This window comes from Paeniglutamicibacter sp. GQ140 (assembly GCF_059759235.1).
Genome location: NZ_JCAXDW010000013.1, coordinates 89,765 through 107,889, shown reverse-complemented (window position 1 = coordinate 107,889; position 18,125 = coordinate 89,765). Strand labels below are relative to the sequence as shown.

Genomic DNA, 18,125 nt, shown 5'->3' with positions numbered 1-18,125 from the left:
CTTCCCATGGCATTGATTGAAGCCATTCACGCCCGCGAGATCCTCGATTCGCGCGGCAACCCAACCGTTGAGGTTGAGGTTTTGCTGTCCGACGGCTCGATGGGCCGCGCAGCAGTTCCTTCCGGTGCATCCACCGGTGCCTTTGAGGCAGCAGAGCGCCGCGACGAGGATCCCAAGCGTTACCAGGGCAAGGGTGTTCTCGGCGCCGTCGCAGCGGTCATCGAGGACATCGGTGAGGCCATCGAGGGCATGGACGCCACCGACCAGCGCGCCATCGACCTCACGATGATCGACCTGGACGGCACGTCCAACAAGTCCAAGCTGGGCGCCAACGCCATCCTGGGCGTCTCGCTGGCAGTGGCCAACGCCGCCGCCGAGTCCGCGAACCTGCCGCTGTACAAGTACCTGGGCGGCCCGAACGCCCACGTGCTGCCGGTTCCGCTGATGAACATCCTCAACGGCGGCTCGCACGCCGACTCGGATGTCGACATCCAGGAATTCATGATCGCCCCGATCGGCGCCTCGACCTTCTCCGAGGGCCTGCGCTGGGGTGTTGAGGTCTACCACAACCTCAAGTCGGTGCTCAAGGAAAAGGGCCTGTCCACCGGCCTGGGCGACGAGGGCGGCTTCGCGCCGAACCTGCCGTCCAACCGCGCTGCCCTGGAACTGATCACCGAGGCCATCACCCGCGCCGGGTACACCCCGGGGCAGGACATCGCCCTGGCCCTGGACGTTGCCTCCTCCGAGTTCTTCGAGAACGGCACCTACCAGTTCGAGGGCAAGTCGATCTCCGCGCAGGAAATGAGCGACTACTACGCCCAGCTGGTTGCCGACTTCCCGCTGGTCTCCATCGAGGACCCGCTGGACGAGGACGACTGGGAAGGCTGGAAGACCCTCACCGACGCCATCGGCGACAAGGTCCAGCTGGTGGGCGACGACCTGTTCGTCACCAACCCGGAGCGCCTGGCCCGCGGCATCGAGACGGCCACGGCCAACTCGCTGCTGGTGAAGGTCAACCAGATCGGCTCGCTGACCGAGACCTTGGATGCAGTGTCCATGGCGCAGCGCGCCGGCTACACCACCATCACCTCGCACCGCTCGGGTGAGACCGAAGACACCACGATCGCCGACATCTGCGTTGCCACCAACGCCGGCCAGATCAAGACCGGTGCCCCGGCCCGCTCGGAGCGCGTTGCCAAGTACAACCAGCTGCTGCGCATCGAGGAAGAGCTCGGCGACGCGGCGGTTTACGCCGGTGCCGGGGCCTTCCCGCGTTTCGGTGCCTAGCACGGCGTAATTACACGTAGGCTCGTGGGGGAACTATTCTTGGTTCCCCCACGAGTTTTTGTGTTAACCCCCGAAAGCTCGCCACCACGAACCAACCGGGGCCATGCGAAACGGGCTCCGGCATTACCGGGCAAGGAGTCAGATGGCCGCGCGACGTCCCCCCAGGCCACGCTCCGGGGCCTCGGCCCACAACCCCGCACGCGAGGCCGAAACCGGTCCCGGCCAGGGTGCAGGTTCCCAGGCCAACGACCCGGGTGCCGCGCCCAAGCGGCCGCGGCCCTACCGCGAGACGCAGCCGGGCTCCGCTGCCGCGGCGCCCCGGAACGCCACCCCGGGCCCGGCGGCCAATGCCCCCCGCGCCAAGGTCATTCCGCTAGGCCCGGTGGCCCCCTCCGGCAAGGCAACGCCCGGCACCCCCAGGTCCGCCAAGGCCCAGCCGGCTGCTGCCAAGGCCTCGCCCGCGAAATCCCCGTCCAGGCCGACAGGTCCCAAGGCCGCTTCCAAACCCAAGACGGGCGCCAAGGGCGGCGGGTCGCCGCGCTCCAGGGCCACCGCCTCGCAGCGACGCATCGAAGACCGGAACCTGCTTTCCGGGGCGGTGCGCAAGGACGAAAAGGCGGCCCAAAAGACCGAGCGCAAGGGCCCCGACGGTCCCAAGAAGCCCATTCCGGCACGCAGCTTTTCCGGTCGCCTGCTGGCACTGAGCATCGCGCTGTCGGTCTTCGCCGTCCTGCTGGTCCCCAGCATCGGGACCTATGCGCGCCAGCGCGACGAAATCGCGGCGCTGCGCACCTCGATTGCCGCCATGCAGGCGGAACAGGAAGCCCTCAAGGACCAGATCGCGCGCTGGGACGATCCGCTGTACATCAAGCAGCAGGCCCGCGACCGGATAAACTTGGTCATGCCGGGCGAGCGCAACTACATGGTCGTCGGCTCCCGGCCGGCAGACGACGTGCCGGGCGAGGCGAACCAAAGCCCCGAGGAAGTCCGCACCGACCTTCCCTGGGTCGATGCGCTCTTTGACTCGGTGCAGCGCGCCGCCACCGACTGAGCCTGCACCAACCCCCTGACCTGACCCACCGACGCGAGGAGATGCTCCCAACCGTGGACGCCGCGAACCAAAACCACGAAGCACTTGATGCTGCAGCACGAGTGCCCAGCGCCGCAGACCTGGAGACGCTTTCCCGCCAACTGAACCGCCCGGTGCGCGATGTAGTGGAAATCGGCGCCCGGTGCGTCTGCGGGAACCCGCTGGTGGCCACCACCGCGCCCCGGCTGTCCTCCGGGATCCCGTTCCCCACCACGTACTACCTGACGCACCCGGTCATCACCGCCGCGGTCTCGCGTCTGGAGGCCGGCGGCCTGATGAACGAGATGAACGCGGAACTCGAGCAGGACCCGGCGCTGGCCGAGGCCTACGCCCAGGCCCACGAGCAGTACCTGGCCGTGCGCGACGCCATTGGCGAACGCTCCGGCACCGGTGCCGTCCCGGAAATCGCCGGCGTCTCCGCCGGCGGCATGCCCACCCGCGTCAAGTGCCTGCATGTGCTGGTCGGCCACTCGCTGGCCGCCGGCCCCGGCGTGAACCCGCTGGGGGACAGGGCGCTGGAGGCCATCGCCGAATGGTGGACCAAGGACGTTTGCCGATGCGCCGGCGCCTGGGACACGCAGGCCCCGGCCCCGAGCCAGGACCGCTCGCGCCACGTGAAGACGCAGGCCGTTGACCCGGCCGTGAAGAAGGCCGAGCGCGCCGCCGCGCGGGCCGCCCGCGAGGCCGCCGCCGACACGAAGGAAACCCCCGGAGCATGACACGCGTCGCCGCCATCGACTGCGGCACCAACTCCATCCGCCTGCTCATTGCGGACACGCACGACACACCCAACGGCCCGGCGCTCACCGACGTGCTGCGCCAGATGCGGGTGGTGCGCCTGGGCCAGGACGTGGATGCCACCGGCGAATTCGCGCCGGAGGCACTGGAGCGCACCTTTGCCGCCATCGACGAATACGCGCAATTGATCCGCGAACACGGCGCCACCTCGATCCGCTTCGTGGCCACCTCCGCCACGAGAGACGCGAGGAACCGCGACGAGTTCGTCGCCGGGGTGCGCGAGCGCCTGGGCGTCGACCCGGAGGTCGTGCCCGGCGAGACCGAGGCCGCGCTGTCCTATGCCGGGGCCGCCTCCGTGGCGCCGGCCGCCCCCGGAACCCACATCCTGGTCATCGACCTCGGCGGGGGATCGACCGAGTTCGTGCTGGGCAACGGCCACGGCCCGGTGGCATCGCGCAGCATGGACATGGGCTGCGTCAGGCTGACCGAGCGCTTCTGGCGCCTGGAAAACCCCACGCCCGAATTGATCGCCGCTGCCCGCGCCCAGGTCAACGCGGTGCTCGACGAAGTCCAGCGGGATGTCGACTTCTCCCTGGTGGACCGGATCGTGGGCGTTGCGGGGACCATCACCACGCTTACCGCCGCCGCGCTCGGCCTTGAGAAGTATGACTCGACCCTCATTCACGGTGCCGAGGTCGGCTTCGACAAGCTCGAATCAGCCGTCGCTTTCATGCTCGAGGCCGAACGCGAAACCCGCGCTTCACTAGGGTTCATGCATCCCGGTCGGGTGGATGTCATTGCCGCGGGCGCGCTGATCTACGGGTGCATCCTGGAACGGGTGGGGCAGGCGAGCTCCGGGCGGATCACCACCGCCACGGCCTCGGAGCACGATATTCTGGACGGAATTGCCCTGGGACTTGGCACAAGCAACTGAGAACCGCCGCCGCAATCCCCGTCCACGCACCATGCTAGGAGAACCCTTGAGCCACAGACTGCGCCGCGCCGCCGCCACGGTCCTGACCCTGGCGCTCTGCATGTCTGCCGCGCTCACCGCGGCTCCGGCCGCGCAAGCCGATGCGGCCCGCGACGGGCAGTGGTGGCTTCAGGCCTCGGGCATCTCCAAGGCGTGGGGTGTCTCCAAGGGGGCGGGTGTCAAGGTCGCCGTCATTGACACCGGAATCGACAAGACCCACCCTGACCTGCGCGGGGTGGTGAGTGGCGGCACCGACGTCTCGGGGGCCGGAAACGCCGACGGCTCGAAGCCGCTGGGCACCCTTCCGGAACACGGGACGCTCGTGGCAACGCTGCTGGCCGGCCGCGGCAACAACAAGGCGGCGATCGCAGCGGCCAAGGCCGATGCCGAAGCGCAAAAAATCGCCTACGAGAAGGCGGTGAAATCCGCCAAGGAAGCCAAGGAAGATCCGCCCCCGGCACCGGAGGAAATCAAGATCCCGAAGCCGGGCCCGGGTCCCGACGGGATGCTGGGGGTGGCCCCGGAGGCCGAGGTGCTCTCCGTCTCGCTGTGGATGGGCACCGAAAACCCCGCGGGGATCTCCGTGGAGAACCAGGTTCCCGCGGCAGTGAAATGGGCCGTGGACAGCGGCGCCAAGGTCATCAACATCTCCCTGGGTTCCACCCAGCCTGACTGGCCGGTTAGCTGGGACACCGCGTTCAAGTACGCCGAGGACAGGGACGTGGTCATCGTCGCGGCGGCGGGCAACCGCGCCGGCGGCATGAAGCAGGTCGGGGCGCCGGCGACGATTCCCGGCGTGCTCACCGTGGCGGGCATCGACCGCAAGGGCAAGGCCAGCGTCGATTCCTCCACCGAGGGCATCAGCATCGGCGTGGCGGCTCCCGCCGACCCGCTGGTCGGAGGGCTGCCCGGCGGCCGCTACGCCGACTGGTCGGGCACCTCCGGCGCGGCCCCGCTGGTTGCCGGTGTGGCGGCCATGATCCGCTCCAAGTATCCCGAGATGAAGGCCCCGCAGGTCATCAACCGGATCCTGTCCACCGCGCGCGATGCGGGGGCACCGGGCGTCGACAACCTGTACGGCCACGGCATCCTCGACGCCTACGCGGCACTCACCGCGCCCGTCGCCGAGGTCAAGGCCAATCCCATGAACACCATCACCGAATGGATCCGGGTGCACCGCCGCGGCCCGCAGGTCAATACCGCGCCCACCGGGGACCCGGGCATCTCCACGGAGAAATCCAGCGTCAAGCCGATTGCCGCGCCCGCCCCGCAGGCGCCGGGGGACGACGTCGGCTTCCTGCCGCCGCTGCTGGTGCTGGGCTTTGGCGGGCTGCTGGGGCTCACCGTCCTGGCCGGGACCCTGCATTTCGCCCGCTCCCGGCACCGGGCCGCCGTTGCCGAATCGGCCAAGAGCGCGCCGGTTGCCGCGCTGAAGCTCGGCGACCGACCCGGGACCAAGGACATTTTCGACGAGCTTCCGGAGTCCGGCCCGGACGCCTGAAGGCCGCCTGGAAATAGTGGTGCTTGCCACGCCATGGGCCGCTAGTGAAGACTTTCACAAACGGTGTTTTTGGGGATAGGATGGGCTACATGCCTATCACTACACAATTTTCCGACCGCCCGCGCATTCTTGTCGTTGGCGGCGGCTACGTTGGACTTTACGTAGCCATGAAGCTGCAGAAGAAGGTCAAGGACCACGGCGGCATCGTCACCGTTGTCGACCCGCTTCCCTACATGACCTACCAGCCCTTCCTGCCCGAGGTCGCCGGCGGACAGATCGAACCTCGCCACGCGGTGGTCTCCCACCGCCAGCACCTCAAGCACGCAGAACTGATCACCGGCCGCGTCTCGGCCGTCGACCACAAGAACAACAAGGCCGTCATCGTGCCGGTTGTCGGCGAGCCCTTTGAGCTTGAATACCGCGACGTCGTGATGGCCGCCGGCGCCGTCACCCGCACCTTCCCGATCCCCGGCCTTGCCGACACCGGCATCGGCCTGAAGTCGATCGAGGAAGCCGTTGCCCTGCGCAACAAGATCCTCGAGCGCATCGAATCCGCCTCGCTGATGACCAATGCCACGGAGCGCAAGCGCGCCCTGACCTTCGTCGTGGTCGGCGGCGGCTTTGCCGGCATCGAGACCATCGCCGAGATCGAGGACATGGCCCGCCACGCCGCCGCCCTGAACGGCCGCATCGGCAAGGACGAGCTGCGCTTCGTGCTGGTCGAGGCCATGGGCCGAATCATGCCCGAGGTCACCGAGGACCAGGCGCTGTGGGTTGTCGACCACCTGCGCAGCCGCGGCATCGAGGTGCTGCTGAACACCTCCCTGGCCAACGCCGAGGAAGGTGTCCTGGCCCTGATCAACATGCCTGACAAGTCCGACGCGGAGACCTTCGAGTCCGACACCCTGATCTGGACCGCCGGCGTCATGGCCAACCCGATGGTGCGCTCCACCGACTTCCCGATCGAGGCCCGCGGCCGCGTCATGACCGGCACCGACCTGCGCATCACCGGCGAAGACGGAATCGCCATCGAGGGCGCCTGGGCAGCCGGCGACGTCTCGGCCGTGCCCGACGTGACCGGCGGACTGCCCGACGGCACCTGCGTGCCCAACGCACAGCACGCCGTGCGCCAGGCCAAGCTGCTGGCACACAACCTGTACGCCACCCGCTACGGCGTGGGCCAGGTCAAGAACTACAAGCACAAGAACCTCGGCGCGGTAGCCGGATTCGGTGCCAACAAGGGCGTCGCCAAGGTCATGGGCCTCAAGCTCAAGGGCTGGCCCGCCTGGATGGCCCACCGCGGCTACCACGGCATGGCCATGCCGACCTTCGAGCGCAAGTTCCGCGTCCTGGGCGACTGGATGGTTGCGCTGTTCTTCCAGCGCGACACCCTGCAGCTGAACAACCTCGAAACCCCGCGCGCCACCTTCGTGGAGGCGGCAACGCCGAAGCCGCGCGCCTAGCAGCGACGGATTGAGGGCGGCGGCAACACGCCATGGATCCCGGGCACCAAAGTGATAGGCCCACGGCCCGGGAACCCAGGATGACTTTGCCGCCGCCCTTTCCCATGTATTGCGGGCAACCGGTCGTTTCTCAACCGAGGGGACGATCTTGTACGCTTGGTGCAGTAGGCCCCCATGGTGGAATTGGCATACACGGCTGACTTAAAATCAGCTGCCGAAAGGCTTGTGGGTTCGAGTCCCACTGGGGGTACAAAACGAAAGGCTCCTGTTGTCCCGAATTTGCGGGAGAGCAGGAGCCTTTGTTTTCCCGGCTGCAATCCGGGCCTCATTTTCGGATGCCGCGACAGCCGAAAATGACGGGGATGCCGCCCATGTTGCCCTAAAAGCCACAAGCTACACGCTAAAACCCAAAAAGGTGGTGATTTGGGGATTTATTGGTCTGCATCGAGCGTTCTACCAACGTAGGCTATTTACTAACAACCCTACGGAGGAGAATCACCATGGCCCTGGGCGGAAACCCGGTCTTCAATTCCAAGAACTACCGCGAGCAGACCCGTGCGGCCGGCGCAACGGGTGCCGCGTCCACGACCTATGCTCAGCCGATGAGCGCGCAAGCGCTGCAGGACCTGTACACGCAGCCGTCCGCATCGCCGCAGGAAACCGGCCGCATGACCTATGCGGATGTCATCAACAAGACCATGCTGACACTTGGCCTGGTCGTCATCGGTGCCGCCATTGGCTGGCAGTTCCCGGGGCTGATGATCGTCGGCGCACTGGTCGGCCTGGTTCTCGGCCTGGTCAACGCTTTCAAGCGCCAGCCCTCGCCGATCCTGATCATGCTCTACGCGGGCTTCGAGGGCATCTTCCTGGGCGGGCTGTCGGGCGTCTTCGAGAACATGTACCCGGGCATCGCCGTCCAGGCCGTGCTCGCGACCCTGTCGGTCTTCGCCGTGACGCTGATGCTTTACCGCTCGGGCAAGTACCGCGCGACCCCGAAGATGACCCGCATGTTCATGATCGCGATGATCGGCTACGGCCTGTTCTCGCTGCTGAACTTCGGCCTGATGATGTTCGGTGTCATCGACGGCATGTTCGGCATGCGCAGCGGCCTGCTTGGCCTGGGCATCGGCGTTCTCGCCGTCCTGCTGGCCACCTACGCGCTGGTGCTGGACTTCACCAACATCTCCGAGGGCGTGCGCCAGGGGGCTCCTGCCAAGATGGCCTGGGCAGCCGCGTTCGGCCTGACCGTGACACTCATCTGGCTCTACGTTGAGATTCTGCGCATTCTGGCCATCTTGCGTGGCGACGACTAGTCAATCTGCCGTGTGACCGCGGGGCAGTACCCATGATTTGGGTACTGCCCCGCGGTTTTTCTGCAATATGTGCGTCATCAATGCCGCACAGTCAACTTCCAGGGGATAACGTATGTTCATGGCATTTACAGGCAGCTTGGATGCGACCGGGAGGCATGGACGCCCGGTCGCTGCGCCCCGGTTCGGTTCCCTCGGGGCAGCGGCATGAAGCTGCCGCGCGCCTTCAAGCGCCTGGCCGCCGCCACCGAAGCCGTGCAGCAGGGGGCCCAGGCAACCAAGCAGCGCCTGGCCACCTATCCCGAAGCCGAGACGGTCGAAGTGCCGTCCTACGCAGATCACGCCACGGCCGAAGACCTGCCCTACGGCGTTCGCATTGCTGCCTCCTGGTCCTGGCGGCTGATTGTCATCGTGATTGCACTGGGCATCGCCGTGTGGCTGCTGTCCCACGTGTCGCTGCTGGTGATCCCGCTGATGATCGCTGCCCTGTTGGCGGGGCTGCTGAGCCCCGTGGTGAAATTCCTGAACCGTGCGCTTCGCTTCCCCAGGGGGCTTTCCGTCGGGGTGACCATGATCGGATTCCTGGCGCTGATCGTCGGGGGCCTGTCGATCGTCGGGCAGCGGCTGGCCACCGGATTCGCCTCGCTGTGGTCCCAGGCCCTGACCGGCATCGGCCAGATCCAGCATTGGCTCTCCACCGGCCCCCTTGCCTTGAGCAACCAGGACGTGGACCAGCTGCTCCAGGACGCCCTGAACCAGCTCAGGAACAATTCCTCCTCGATTCTTTCCGGCGCGCTGTCCTGGGGCACCACGCTGGGGCACCTGATCACCGGGTTGCTGCTGGTGCTCTTCTCGCTGATCTTCCTGCTGCTTGACGGTGCGCGGATCGGGCGCTTCTTCGTCAACATCCTGCCGCGCCGCGCGCGGGCCGCAGCCCACGGCGCCGGACGCCGGGGCTGGGCCTCGATGGTCGTCTACGTGCGCGTCCAGCTCTTCGTCGCCTTCATCGACGCGGTGGGCATCGGCGTCGGCGCACTGATCCTCGGGGTGCCGCTGGCGCTGCCGCTGGGCGTGCTCGTCTTCATCGGTTCCTTCATCCCGGTCGTGGGCGCATTGGTCACCGGCGCTGTTGCAGTGCTGCTGGCCCTGGTCGCCAACGGCCCGGTGAACGCGCTCATCATGCTCCTGGTCGTGCTGTTTGTGCAGCAGGCCGAATCACACATCCTGCAGCCGCTGATCATGGGCAAGGCGGTGAGCCTGCACCCGCTGGCCGTCGTCATGGCCGTGGCCGGAGGCTCCATCGTCGCCGGCATCGCCGGCGCCCTGTTTGCCGTTCCGGTGCTGGCCGTGGCCAACACCGTGGTCAAGTACATCGCCGACCGGGGCTGGGAACACGAGACCCCGTTCGGTCCCCAGACAGCGGCCATGGCCGCGGTGGGCGAATCCCGAATTACCAAGCCGGTCCGCACCACGGAACCGGCTCCCGCAGACCTTGACGGAGAAGAACCAGACCCCGGTTCCTGATCCCGCACGCCGCCCAAACTGCCCGGCACAAGGTCCTGGCCCGAAAGACTTCCCGACCCGATTGCATTCGCGTGTCCGCACACGCCCAGAAGAAAGCCGCTCCCATGATCCAGAAGACCACACTCCCGGTGAGCCTGTCCGACATCGAAGAGGCCCGGACCCTGCTTGAGGGCGTCAGCGTCCAGACCCCGATGGAGCACTCGCGCGCGCTGTCCCTGGACATTGGCTCGGAAGTCTACCTGAAGTGCGAGAACCTGCAGCGTGCCGGATCGTTCAAGGTCCGCGGCGCATACGTGCGCATGGCCAAGCTCTCCGCGGAGGAGCGCGCCCGCGGTGTCGTCGCCGCCTCGGCCGGAAACCACGCCCAGGGCGTGGCCCAGGCGGCACGCCGGCTCGGCATCAAGGCCCGCATCTACATGCCGCTGGGCGTGGCCCTGCCCAAGCTCACCGCCACCCGCGACCATGGCGCCGAGGTCATCCTGCACGGCCACAACGTCGACGAGGCGCTGGCGGAGGCCGAGCGCTACGCCACCGCCACGGGCGCCGTGTTCGTGCACCCCTTCGACAACCCCGACATCATTGCCGGGCAGGGCACGATCGGCCTGGAGATCCTCGATCAGCTGCCCGACGTCGACACCGTGTTGATGGGCGTGGGCGGCGGCGGACTGCTGGCCGGGGTCGCGGTGGCGATCAAGTCCCGTGCCCGGGAACTGGGACGCGACATCAAGATCATCGGGGTGCAGGCCGAGAACGCCGCGGCCTATCCTCCCTCGCTGGCCGCCGATGCGCTGGTCCCCCTGGACACCGTGCGCACCATTGCCGACGGCATCGCCGTGGGCCGGCCCGGGCAGCTGCCCTTCCAGATCATCCGCGAGCTTGTCGACGAGGTTGTCACGGTTTCCGAGGACGCGCTGGCGCGCGCGCTGGTGTTCCTCATGGAACGCTCCAAGCTGGTGGTGGAGCCGGCCGGCGCGGTGGGCGTGGCGGCGCTGCTGGAAGGCAAGCTGGAGGAACTCGGGCTGAAGCCCACCAAGACGGCGGTGATCCTCTCCGGCGGCAACATCGATCCGCTGCTGATGCTCAAGGTCATCCAACGGGGCCTCTCCGCGGCGGGGCGCTACCTCACCGTGCGCATGATGCTCGATGACCGCCCCGGCGAGCTCGCAACGATCTCCCGGGTCATCGCAGAATCCGACGCCAACGTCACCCGGCTTGACCACACCCGCGTCGGCGGTTCGCTGTCCATGGGGGACGTGGCGATCACCATCGACATGGAAACCAAGGGCCATGTGCATTCCGAGGCCGTGCTGAACAACCTGCGGGCCGAGGGCTTCCAGCCCATGATCATGGGCTAGGCAGCTCCCGCCAACCCGCGACAACGCCCCCTGGAATCCAGCTTGGATTCCAGGGGGCGTTGCACGTGGTGGCACGAATGCGGCCAGCGGGCCAAAAAACCGAAGGCCGCCAATGCGACGGCCCTCCGGGTGATCGCCCTAAGCGGGGCAAGACATCCAAGTGGGTGAAGCACTGGCGGCCACCGGGCCACCGCTCACGCCGAGGCGCGGGTGAAAAGAACTATGCGCTGTATGGCTTGCAGGAAACGATCTCGACGGTGATTTCCTTGCCATTCGGTGCGGTGTAGGTGAGCGTGTCACCGGACTTGGCACCGTGGACCGCGGCGCCAATCGGGGAGCGCTCCGAATAGACCTCCAGGTCGGTGTCCCCGGCGACCTCGCGGCTGCCAAAGAGGAAGGTGGTCTTGTCGCCGGCGATGATCGCCTGAACCAGCATGCCCGGCTCAACGACTCCGTCGTCGGCAGGGGCTTCGCCCACGTGGGCGCGGCGCAGCAGGTCCTTGAGGTACGCGATGCGAGCCTCGGCCTTGCCCTGCTCTTCCTTGGCCGCGTGGTAGCCGCCGTTTTCCTTGAGGTCGCCCTCGGAACGTGCCTGCTCAATGCGGTCCACGATTTCCGCGCGGCCCGGGCCGGAGAGGTGCTCGAGCTCGACGGTCAGACGGTCAAAGGCTTCCTGGGTCAGCCAAATAACTGGTTCGTGATTGGTCGTGGTCACGTGGTACTCCTTGTGTAATCAGGGCCGCTACTCCCTGGGGGAACAACATGCCGAGACGGTCCCGCCCGATGATGCGACGAACATCTTGCAAGCAAAGACCCCGCACAGTGGGTGAAGAACTTTGTCCGTCACGGTCTGTAGCGGGGCATTAACGTATTAGAAAGATATTAGCCGTCATTTGGCTAATTGCCCAAGGTTTGAGCTTTTGGCGTATCGGCGCGTCTCGGCCACTTCATAATGTCCGGGAAGCGGGGATCGTGTGGGAACTATGCGTCCTTGATGACCCGGCATTCCTCGACGCCTGCGGTGGTTGCCAGTGATTCGGTGCGCAGCTCGACCTTGAAGCGGGTATTTGTCATGCCCTTGCCCTCGGTGGGCCCAACGGTCAGCGTCTTCCACCCGACAATGGCGTAGGACTCGCTCAGTGCCCGCACCTCGCATTGCACGGTTGCGCTCGCGTCCTTGGCGATGTCCACGGTCGCGGTGGCCAAGGTGGGGGAGAGGACCTCGAAGGAGTTGTCCTTGAACTGCACGCCGGAAGTGGTTGTGGTGGTCAAATAGAGCGCACCGAGCACTCCGGCGCCGACGCCGCCGATGATGAGCATCACACGGGTTCTTTTGGCCAAACCCCGCTTGGGGGAACCGTACCTATTAGTTAAGCTGGACATTGGCGCCCCTTTCCATTCGTGGGCGTCGCGGCCGGGAAATCATCCCTACCAGTCTAAGCCTTGGCAAGGGGAACCCTTCACCGAGCATGAGAAGTTGGAGCTACCTAGGTGGAAGAACGAAACGTGGAGCACATCGCTGATTCAACTGGCCTGCGTTTGTTGGCAGTCCACGCACACCCCGACGACGAATCGTCGAAGGGATCGGCCACGATGGCCGCATACATTGCGGCCGGCGCTTCCGTGATGGTGGCAACCTGCACCGGCGGGGAACGCGGGGACATCCTCAACGCCGCAGTCGGCGAGCTTGCGCACGCGCACCGCGACCTGGCCGGGGTGCGGCGCACTGAAATGGCAGAGGCCGCCGCGGTGCTGGGCATCGAACACCGCTGGCTGGGATTCGTTGATTCGGGACTGCCCGAGGGTGACCCGCTGCCGGAGCTGCCCTTCGGCGCCTTCGCCCTGCAGCCCCTGGACCGCGCAGCCGCACCGCTGATCAAGTTGATCCGCGAGTTCAAGCCGCACGTGATCATTGCGTACGACGAAAACGGCGGCTACCCGCACCCGGACCACATCCAGGCGCACAAGATCGCCGTGCACGCCTTTGAAGAGGCAGCCAAGGCCGACAGCTCCCCGGAACTCGGGGAGCCCTGGGAAACCTCCAAGCTCTATTACGACCGCGCCTTCGCCCCCGAGCGTTTCAAGACACTGCACTACGCCATGGTCGATGCAGGTATCGAGTCGCCGTATGCCGAGCGAATCGCCGCCTGGGAGGCGCACCCGGACGAGCAGCTTTTCGGCTGGGTCTCGCCCCACGAGACCACCACGCAGATCCACTGCGCCGACTTCTTCAAGCACCGCGACCGGGCGCTGCTTGCCCACCGGACCCAGATTGATCCAACCGGATTCTTCTTTGCTGTGCCCGAGGCGATCTACGCCAAGTCCTGGCCGTGGGAGGACTTCACCCTCATCGAATCGGCCGTTCCCACCACACTCCCAGAGACCGACCTGTTTGCCGGTCTAAGATAGGTAACGTGCCGGTGAATCCGGCCCGCCAACTTTTTCGGAAAGAGCTTCGCGCGTGTATTCGTTCCTGCTGTATGCAGCTTCAGTTAGTCCTTCCCCGGCCCCCGGCGCGCCCGTCGGCGACGCGGCCCAGAGCATTGGCCCGGGATTCGTGGGCTTTGTGGCCACCGCTGCCCTGGTGATCGTGACCATCTTCCTGATCCGTGACATGACCCGCCGCATCCGCCGCGTCCGTTACCAGGGCGAGGCCGAGGCCCGCCAGCAGGAACTGGTGGAAAAAGGCAAGGACATCCAGCCCGACGAGCCGGGAGACACTCCGGCGCGTTAGCCGGCCCGTATCAAGCACGCCCCCACGGAGACCTTTCCCTGGGGGCTGTTGCCGTGACCGCAGGCGTTTGGCTTACGGGCCTTGCGGGACCAGCCCTGCCTGGTGGGCCAGCACGGCGGCCTGCACACGGTTCCCCGCCCCCAGCTTGAGCAGGATTGCCGAGACATGCCCCTTGACGGTGCCCTCGGTCAGGTGCAGCCGTGCACCGATCTCTGCATTTGAGCAGCCGGCCCCCACAAGGACGAAAACATCGGTTTCCCGGGCGCTCAGCTTCTGCACGGCCACGCGTGCCGCCTGCGGGGCGCCGACGTCGAGGGCTCGCAGCCGGTCCACGACCCGCCTAGCCACGCGCGGTGAAAGGTAGGCGGCGCCGGTGGCCACGGCCTTGACCCCGGCGATGAGCTCCTGCGGAGCCGAGGCCTTGAGCAGGAATCCGCTGGCGCCCAACTTCAGCGCAGCATCGATGTATTCGTCCTCGCCGAAGACCGTGAGCATCGCCACCGCGGTCCCGGGGAGGCGCACCGCCAGTTCGCGGGCCGCGGCGAGCCCGTCCAGCACAGGCATGCGGATATCCAGCAGTGCCACCTGCGGCCGGAACCGGAAGGCAAGTTCAAGCGCCTGGCGCCCGTCGCCCGCCTCGGCCACGACCTCGATGTCGGAATCCGAGGACAGGATCGCCCGGACCCCGGCGCGCACCAGCGCCTCGTCATCGGCCAGCAGCACCGTGATGGGCCCGGCCCCGCGGTCGACGACGGGTTGTGAAACATCCGGCGGTGGCATGGGCTTCATCCTTCCTCGCGCGGCAACAAATGGTCCTTTGACACGAGTACTCCGTGGCCGAAACACAACCTGTACATGTCGCTGCTCAAATCCATGAAGCCGCTGCGGGCCAGGAAGTAGCGGCAGGTGGTGTCCTCGGGAACCGGAGGTTCGGCAAGCAGCGGGGTGGGCCCGTCCAGGCCGCCGGCGGGGAGCCGCGAAGCGACTGCCACACGGTCCTGGCCCACCGACAGCTGCGCGTATGCGGCAGGCGCCAGGGCGTTTTCCACCACAGTGAGCACCTGCACCGTCACCAGGATGCCGGCCAACAGCACCGCCAGCCCCAGCGGCAGCAATGCGCTGGCCCATTGCCGCGAGCGCGTGTTGCGCCGAAGGTCCGCAAGCGCCCCTGCCACCGGGGCGTCCGTCGGCGGCAGGGGGCCGATCCCCGGGGCCGGAGCGGGTTCGCGGGGCGCAGCGGACCGCGGGATGCGGGCCACCAGGCGGAAATCCTGGCCGTGCGTTCCGGCCTCCAGGGTGCCGCCGAGCATGCGCAGCCGTTCGGCGACTCCGGCGAGCCCGGAGCCTCCGGTTGGAACGGCGGGGGCCGGCGAGGTGCGGCGGTTCTCGACCGTGATGGTCACCGGGTCCCCGCCTTCGTCGATCCCGATGCGCACCGCGGCGCCCGGGGCATGTTTGGCCGCGTTGGTCAGGCCTTCCTGGACCACCCGGTACATGGCGGCCTGGAGCGCCCGCGAAGGCTCCGGGGTTCCGGGCGGGGCCGGCACCTGTTCGAGGTCTGTCCGAAGCCCCGCGGTGCGCACCCTCTCCATCAGGGCCCGGATCGATTCGCCGGCTGGGAGCATCGGTGCCGCGCCGTTGGAATCGTCCTGGCGCAGCATCGCCACGATCCCATGCAGCGAATCAATCGCCTGGGATGCCCGCTCGCGGATCTCGGCCGCCGCACGGCGCCCCTGCTCGGTGCTGGAGGCGTGGACCTCGAGGGCCCCGGCACCCAAGGCAATGAGCGCCAGTTCGTGCCCCAGTTCGTCGTGCATGTCCTGGGCTATGCGGGAGCGCTCGAGCAGGCGGGCGTTGGCGGCAACGACCTCGTGTTCGCGCTGGCGCTGGGCGCGGCGCAGCATCCGGTAGCGGCCCCACCACCAGGGCATCACCACCGCCGCAAAGACCACCAGCGCGTCCAGCAGCCACCTCGACGCGGCCCCCGAAGGATCGGCCGCCAGCCGCAGCGCGCCCGCGGCCAGGATCCCCGCCCCCAGCATGGAGACCGACAAGCGGAGGGATGCAAGCCGATGCCCGGATAGATAGGCGGCAACCACGGACAGGACCGCGGCCGGGGCATTGCCCTGGCCCACGGCGGGCACCAAGAACGTGGCCAGCAACAGCACGATGGCCCAGCCGGCCTGCTGCGACCGGGAGCCGGCTTCGAAGCGGGTCCTCATTCACCCATGCTACCGAGCCGCCGAGCGCCCCGACACCGACGAAAGTCAGGGGTTCCAGCGGCCAAGACCCGGCCAACGCCGGTGGCCGCGGACCCGGGACGGAACCTAGCGTTGAAGGCAACGAGGAAACACCAACCGGGCAAGGAGCGGGACCATGATCGTGCTTGAGGAACTCACCAAGGACTTCGGAGGCAAAAGGGCGGTGGACAAGCTCTCGCTGGCCATTGAACCCGGGAAAGTCACCGGTTTCCTGGGTCCCAACGGGGCCGGGAAGACCACAACGATGCGCCTGCTCCTGGGGCTGGACGCACCCACCGCGGGGGCGGCACTGATTGGCGGGGTCCCCTATGCGCGGCTCCACACCCCGCTGCGCACCGTGGGGGCCATGGTCGACTCGCGGATCGGGCACCCCGGGCAGCGGGCCGCTTCGCACCTGCTGGGCCTGGCCCGCAGCAATTCCATCCCCGCCTGCCGGGTGGGGACGGTGCTGGCGGAAGTCGGGCTCGCGGACGCGGGGCACAAGCGCATCGGCACGTTTTCTCTGGGCATGCGCCAACGCCTGGGCATCGCTGGCGCGCTGCTGGGCGACCCGCAGGTGCTCATCTTCGACGAACCGGTCAACGGGCTGGACGCCGACGGGGTGGTGTGGATCCGACGGCTCATGCGCGCCAAGGCGGCCGCCGGGGCAACGGTGTTCGTCTCCAGCCATCTGATGAGTGAGATGCAGTCCACGGCCGACCACCTGGTGGTCATCGGTCGGGGCAGGCTGATCGCGGACGACACCATCGACAACGTCATCGCGGAAAGCGCGCTGAACTCCATCACCGTTGCCACCCCCGATGCGGCCGCGCTCGCCGAGGCACTGTCCCGCGCCGGGTATTCGGTCACCCGTACTGACTCCGGCGCCCTGCGGATCACCGGCGCTTCGCTGGAGGATGTCGGGGGCATGGCCCACGGCTTGGGGCTGAGGATCAACGAACTGACCCTGCACAAGGCCTCGCTGGAACAGGCCTACACCGAATTGACCTCCTCCAGCCTCGACTACGTGCCAACCGAAAGTGAAAGGGCAGCATCATGAGCACCATCCAAGAAACCACACCGGCAAGTATTCGCCCCGCGCGCACCCGCTGGGCCGGGGCCGTGGCGTTTGAGGCCACCAAGCTGGCCTCGCTGCGGTCCACCCGGATCATCCTGCCACTGGCCCTCCTCGGCCAGGCCGCCCTGGCCTGGCTGCTGGGTTCCTCGGCCCAGGCCAGCGGGGAGAACGGCTACGACACGGCGATGCCGGCACCCTTCATTGCCTTTGTGTCCCTGCAGCTGTCCCAGCTGTTCATTGCCGTATTCGCCGCACTGTCGATCACCTCCGAATACGGTTCCGGCACCATCACCACCTCGCTGCAGGCAATCCCCGTGCGCTTTAGGTTCCTGGGGGCCAAGGCCGCGGTGCTCGGTTCCATCGGCTTCGTTGCCGGGGCCGTCCTGGTGGGGGCCGGCACGTTGGTGGCGGCACCCGCCGCGGGAAGCTACGGCCAGTTCACGCCCGGCCAGCTGGCCACGGCCATGCTGGGTGCGGGTACCTATCTGGGGCTGCTGGCCATGATGATGCTGGGCCTCGGGGCCCTGCTGCGCAGCAGCGCCGGGGCCGTGACCGCGGCGTTCGTGCTGCTCTTCGGGCTGCCACAGGTCCTGCCGCTGTTCACCGTGGACGCGGTGCAGGAAGCGGCCGGCTACTTGCCGACCAATGCCGCTGCGGTGCTTGGCACCGCAGCGGAGCAGCCCTACGGCCCTGACACAGCGCTTGCCGTGCTGGCGGCCTGGACGGTGGTGTTTCTCGGTGCCGGGTATGCGGCATTGCGGGGCAGGGACAGCTGAATCCGGCACACTTCTGCCGCGGGAGGGAGCGCGGATCGCTTCGGCGGCCACCTCCT

At 67.4% G+C, this 18,125-nt stretch carries 17 protein-coding genes and 1 tRNA gene; 14 read left to right on the top strand and 4 right to left on the bottom strand.

Annotated features, from left to right (window positions below; translation table 11 throughout):
- The first annotated feature begins 6 nt into the window (after positions 1–6).
- The 10 genes from eno to ilvA all read left to right on the top strand — a co-directional run bounded on the left by eno (position 7) and on the right by ilvA (position 11,241).
- Complete coding sequence (gene eno, locus AC6CHY_RS16590) at positions 7–1,287, top strand: phosphopyruvate hydratase (RefSeq protein WP_498227423.1); 1,281 nt, start codon at positions 7–9, stop codon at positions 1,285–1,287.
- 142 nt (positions 1,288–1,429) lie between these two features.
- The gene (locus tag AC6CHY_RS16585) at positions 1,430–2,338 is read left to right on the top strand and encodes an FtsB family cell division protein (RefSeq protein WP_498227422.1); all 909 of its coding nucleotides are present in this window, start codon (positions 1,430–1,432) and stop codon (positions 2,336–2,338) included.
- 41 nt (positions 2,339–2,379) lie between these two features.
- Positions 2,380–3,096: a DUF501 domain-containing protein gene (locus AC6CHY_RS16580; protein WP_217388627.1), complete on the top strand. Its 717-nt coding sequence runs from the start codon at positions 2,380–2,382 to the stop codon at positions 3,094–3,096.
- The gene (locus tag AC6CHY_RS16575; protein ID WP_217388628.1) at positions 3,093–4,049 is read left to right on the top strand and encodes a Ppx/GppA phosphatase family protein; all 957 of its coding nucleotides are present in this window, start codon (positions 3,093–3,095) and stop codon (positions 4,047–4,049) included. Before AC6CHY_RS16580 ends, AC6CHY_RS16575 begins: the two co-directional genes overlap by 4 nt.
- A gap of 31 nt (positions 4,050–4,080) precedes the next feature.
- A complete protein-coding gene (locus AC6CHY_RS16570; RefSeq protein WP_498227440.1) occupies positions 4,081–5,589 on the top strand; it encodes a S8 family serine peptidase in 1,509 nt (502 codons plus the stop codon).
- 89 nt (positions 5,590–5,678) lie between these two features.
- Positions 5,679–7,052, top strand: a complete 1,374-nt coding sequence (locus tag AC6CHY_RS16565; RefSeq protein WP_217388630.1) for an NAD(P)/FAD-dependent oxidoreductase — start codon at positions 5,679–5,681, stop codon at positions 7,050–7,052.
- 168 nt (positions 7,053–7,220) lie between these two features.
- Positions 7,221–7,302: transfer RNA gene (locus tag AC6CHY_RS16560), tRNA-Leu, on the top strand.
- A gap of 250 nt (positions 7,303–7,552) precedes the next feature.
- A complete protein-coding gene (locus AC6CHY_RS16555; RefSeq protein ID WP_217388631.1) occupies positions 7,553–8,365 on the top strand; it encodes a Bax inhibitor-1/YccA family protein in 813 nt (270 codons plus the stop codon).
- A 204-nt stretch (positions 8,366–8,569) separates the two neighbouring features.
- The gene (locus tag AC6CHY_RS16550; protein WP_498227421.1) at positions 8,570–9,886 is read left to right on the top strand and encodes an AI-2E family transporter; all 1,317 of its coding nucleotides are present in this window, start codon (positions 8,570–8,572) and stop codon (positions 9,884–9,886) included.
- Between the two features lie 104 nt (positions 9,887–9,990).
- Positions 9,991–11,241, top strand: coding sequence for a threonine ammonia-lyase (gene ilvA, locus AC6CHY_RS16545; protein WP_498227420.1), 1,251 nt, complete (start codon positions 9,991–9,993; stop codon positions 11,239–11,241).
- A 220-nt stretch (positions 11,242–11,461) separates the two neighbouring features.
- On the opposite strand, the gene greA is transcribed toward ilvA, so the two are convergent.
- Together greA and AC6CHY_RS16535 are read right to left on the bottom strand one after the other, a co-directional pair.
- Positions 11,462–11,956 (bottom strand): transcription elongation factor GreA, encoded by a 495-nt coding sequence (gene greA, locus AC6CHY_RS16540; protein ID WP_217388634.1) that lies wholly within the window; start codon positions 11,954–11,956, stop codon positions 11,462–11,464.
- A 266-nt stretch (positions 11,957–12,222) separates the two neighbouring features.
- Entirely contained in the window at positions 12,223–12,561 is a 339-nt protein-coding gene (locus AC6CHY_RS16535; protein ID WP_498227439.1) for a DUF4307 domain-containing protein, read from the bottom strand.
- A gap of 195 nt (positions 12,562–12,756) precedes the next feature.
- On the opposite strand from AC6CHY_RS16535, the gene mca reads away from it, so the two are divergent.
- Both mca and AC6CHY_RS16525 read left to right on the top strand, forming a co-directional pair.
- Positions 12,757–13,650, top strand: a complete 894-nt coding sequence (gene mca / locus AC6CHY_RS16530; protein WP_217388734.1) for a mycothiol conjugate amidase Mca — start codon at positions 12,757–12,759, stop codon at positions 13,648–13,650.
- Between the two features lie 52 nt (positions 13,651–13,702).
- Positions 13,703–13,975: a hypothetical protein gene (locus tag AC6CHY_RS16525; protein ID WP_217388636.1), complete on the top strand. Its 273-nt coding sequence runs from the start codon at positions 13,703–13,705 to the stop codon at positions 13,973–13,975.
- 72 nt (positions 13,976–14,047) lie between these two features.
- Here the strand turns inward: AC6CHY_RS16525 and AC6CHY_RS16520 are convergent, their stop codons facing one another.
- A complete protein-coding gene (locus AC6CHY_RS16520) occupies positions 14,048–14,755 on the bottom strand; it encodes a response regulator (RefSeq protein WP_498227419.1) in 708 nt (235 codons plus the stop codon).
- 5 nt (positions 14,756–14,760) lie between these two features.
- Positions 14,761–16,197, bottom strand: a complete 1,437-nt coding sequence (locus AC6CHY_RS16515; protein ID WP_498227418.1) for a sensor histidine kinase — start codon at positions 16,195–16,197, stop codon at positions 14,761–14,763.
- 154 nt (positions 16,198–16,351) lie between these two features.
- Here AC6CHY_RS16515 and AC6CHY_RS16510 point away from each other — a divergent pair, with 154 nt between their 5' ends.
- Both AC6CHY_RS16510 and AC6CHY_RS16505 read left to right on the top strand, forming a co-directional pair.
- Positions 16,352–17,275: an ATP-binding cassette domain-containing protein gene (locus AC6CHY_RS16510; protein ID WP_498227417.1), complete on the top strand. Its 924-nt coding sequence runs from the start codon at positions 16,352–16,354 to the stop codon at positions 17,273–17,275.
- Positions 17,272–18,069, top strand: coding sequence for an ABC-2 transporter permease (locus tag AC6CHY_RS16505; RefSeq protein WP_217388640.1), 798 nt, complete (start codon positions 17,272–17,274; stop codon positions 18,067–18,069). Before AC6CHY_RS16510 ends, AC6CHY_RS16505 begins: the two co-directional genes overlap by 4 nt.
- Positions 18,070–18,125: the final 56 nt, after the last annotated feature.

Coding starts and splice junctions, on each gene's coding strand:
- ilvA (WP_498227420.1), top strand. CDS start 9,991: ATGATCCAGAAGACCACACTCCCGGTGAGCCTGTCCGACATCGAAGAG.
- AC6CHY_RS16535 (WP_498227439.1), bottom strand. CDS start 12,561: ATGCTCATCATCGGCGGCGTCGGCGCCGGAGTGCTCGGTGCGCTCTAT.
- AC6CHY_RS16565 (WP_217388630.1), top strand. CDS start 5,679: ATGCCTATCACTACACAATTTTCCGACCGCCCGCGCATTCTTGTCGTT.
- AC6CHY_RS16585 (WP_498227422.1), top strand. CDS start 1,430: ATGGCCGCGCGACGTCCCCCCAGGCCACGCTCCGGGGCCTCGGCCCAC.
- AC6CHY_RS16550 (WP_498227421.1), top strand. CDS start 8,570: ATGAAGCTGCCGCGCGCCTTCAAGCGCCTGGCCGCCGCCACCGAAGCC.
- AC6CHY_RS16520 (WP_498227419.1), bottom strand. CDS start 14,755: ATGCCACCGCCGGATGTTTCACAACCCGTCGTCGACCGCGGGGCCGGG.
- AC6CHY_RS16510 (WP_498227417.1), top strand. CDS start 16,352: ATGATCGTGCTTGAGGAACTCACCAAGGACTTCGGAGGCAAAAGGGCG.
- AC6CHY_RS16570 (WP_498227440.1), top strand. CDS start 4,081: ATGCTAGGAGAACCCTTGAGCCACAGACTGCGCCGCGCCGCCGCCACG.
- AC6CHY_RS16505 (WP_217388640.1), top strand. CDS start 17,272: ATGAGCACCATCCAAGAAACCACACCGGCAAGTATTCGCCCCGCGCGC.
- AC6CHY_RS16580 (WP_217388627.1), top strand. CDS start 2,380: ATGCTCCCAACCGTGGACGCCGCGAACCAAAACCACGAAGCACTTGAT.
- AC6CHY_RS16515 (WP_498227418.1), bottom strand. CDS start 16,197: ATGAGGACCCGCTTCGAAGCCGGCTCCCGGTCGCAGCAGGCCGGCTGG.
- AC6CHY_RS16575 (WP_217388628.1), top strand. CDS start 3,093: ATGACACGCGTCGCCGCCATCGACTGCGGCACCAACTCCATCCGCCTG.
- eno (WP_498227423.1), top strand. CDS start 7: ATGGCATTGATTGAAGCCATTCACGCCCGCGAGATCCTCGATTCGCGC.
- AC6CHY_RS16555 (WP_217388631.1), top strand. CDS start 7,553: ATGGCCCTGGGCGGAAACCCGGTCTTCAATTCCAAGAACTACCGCGAG.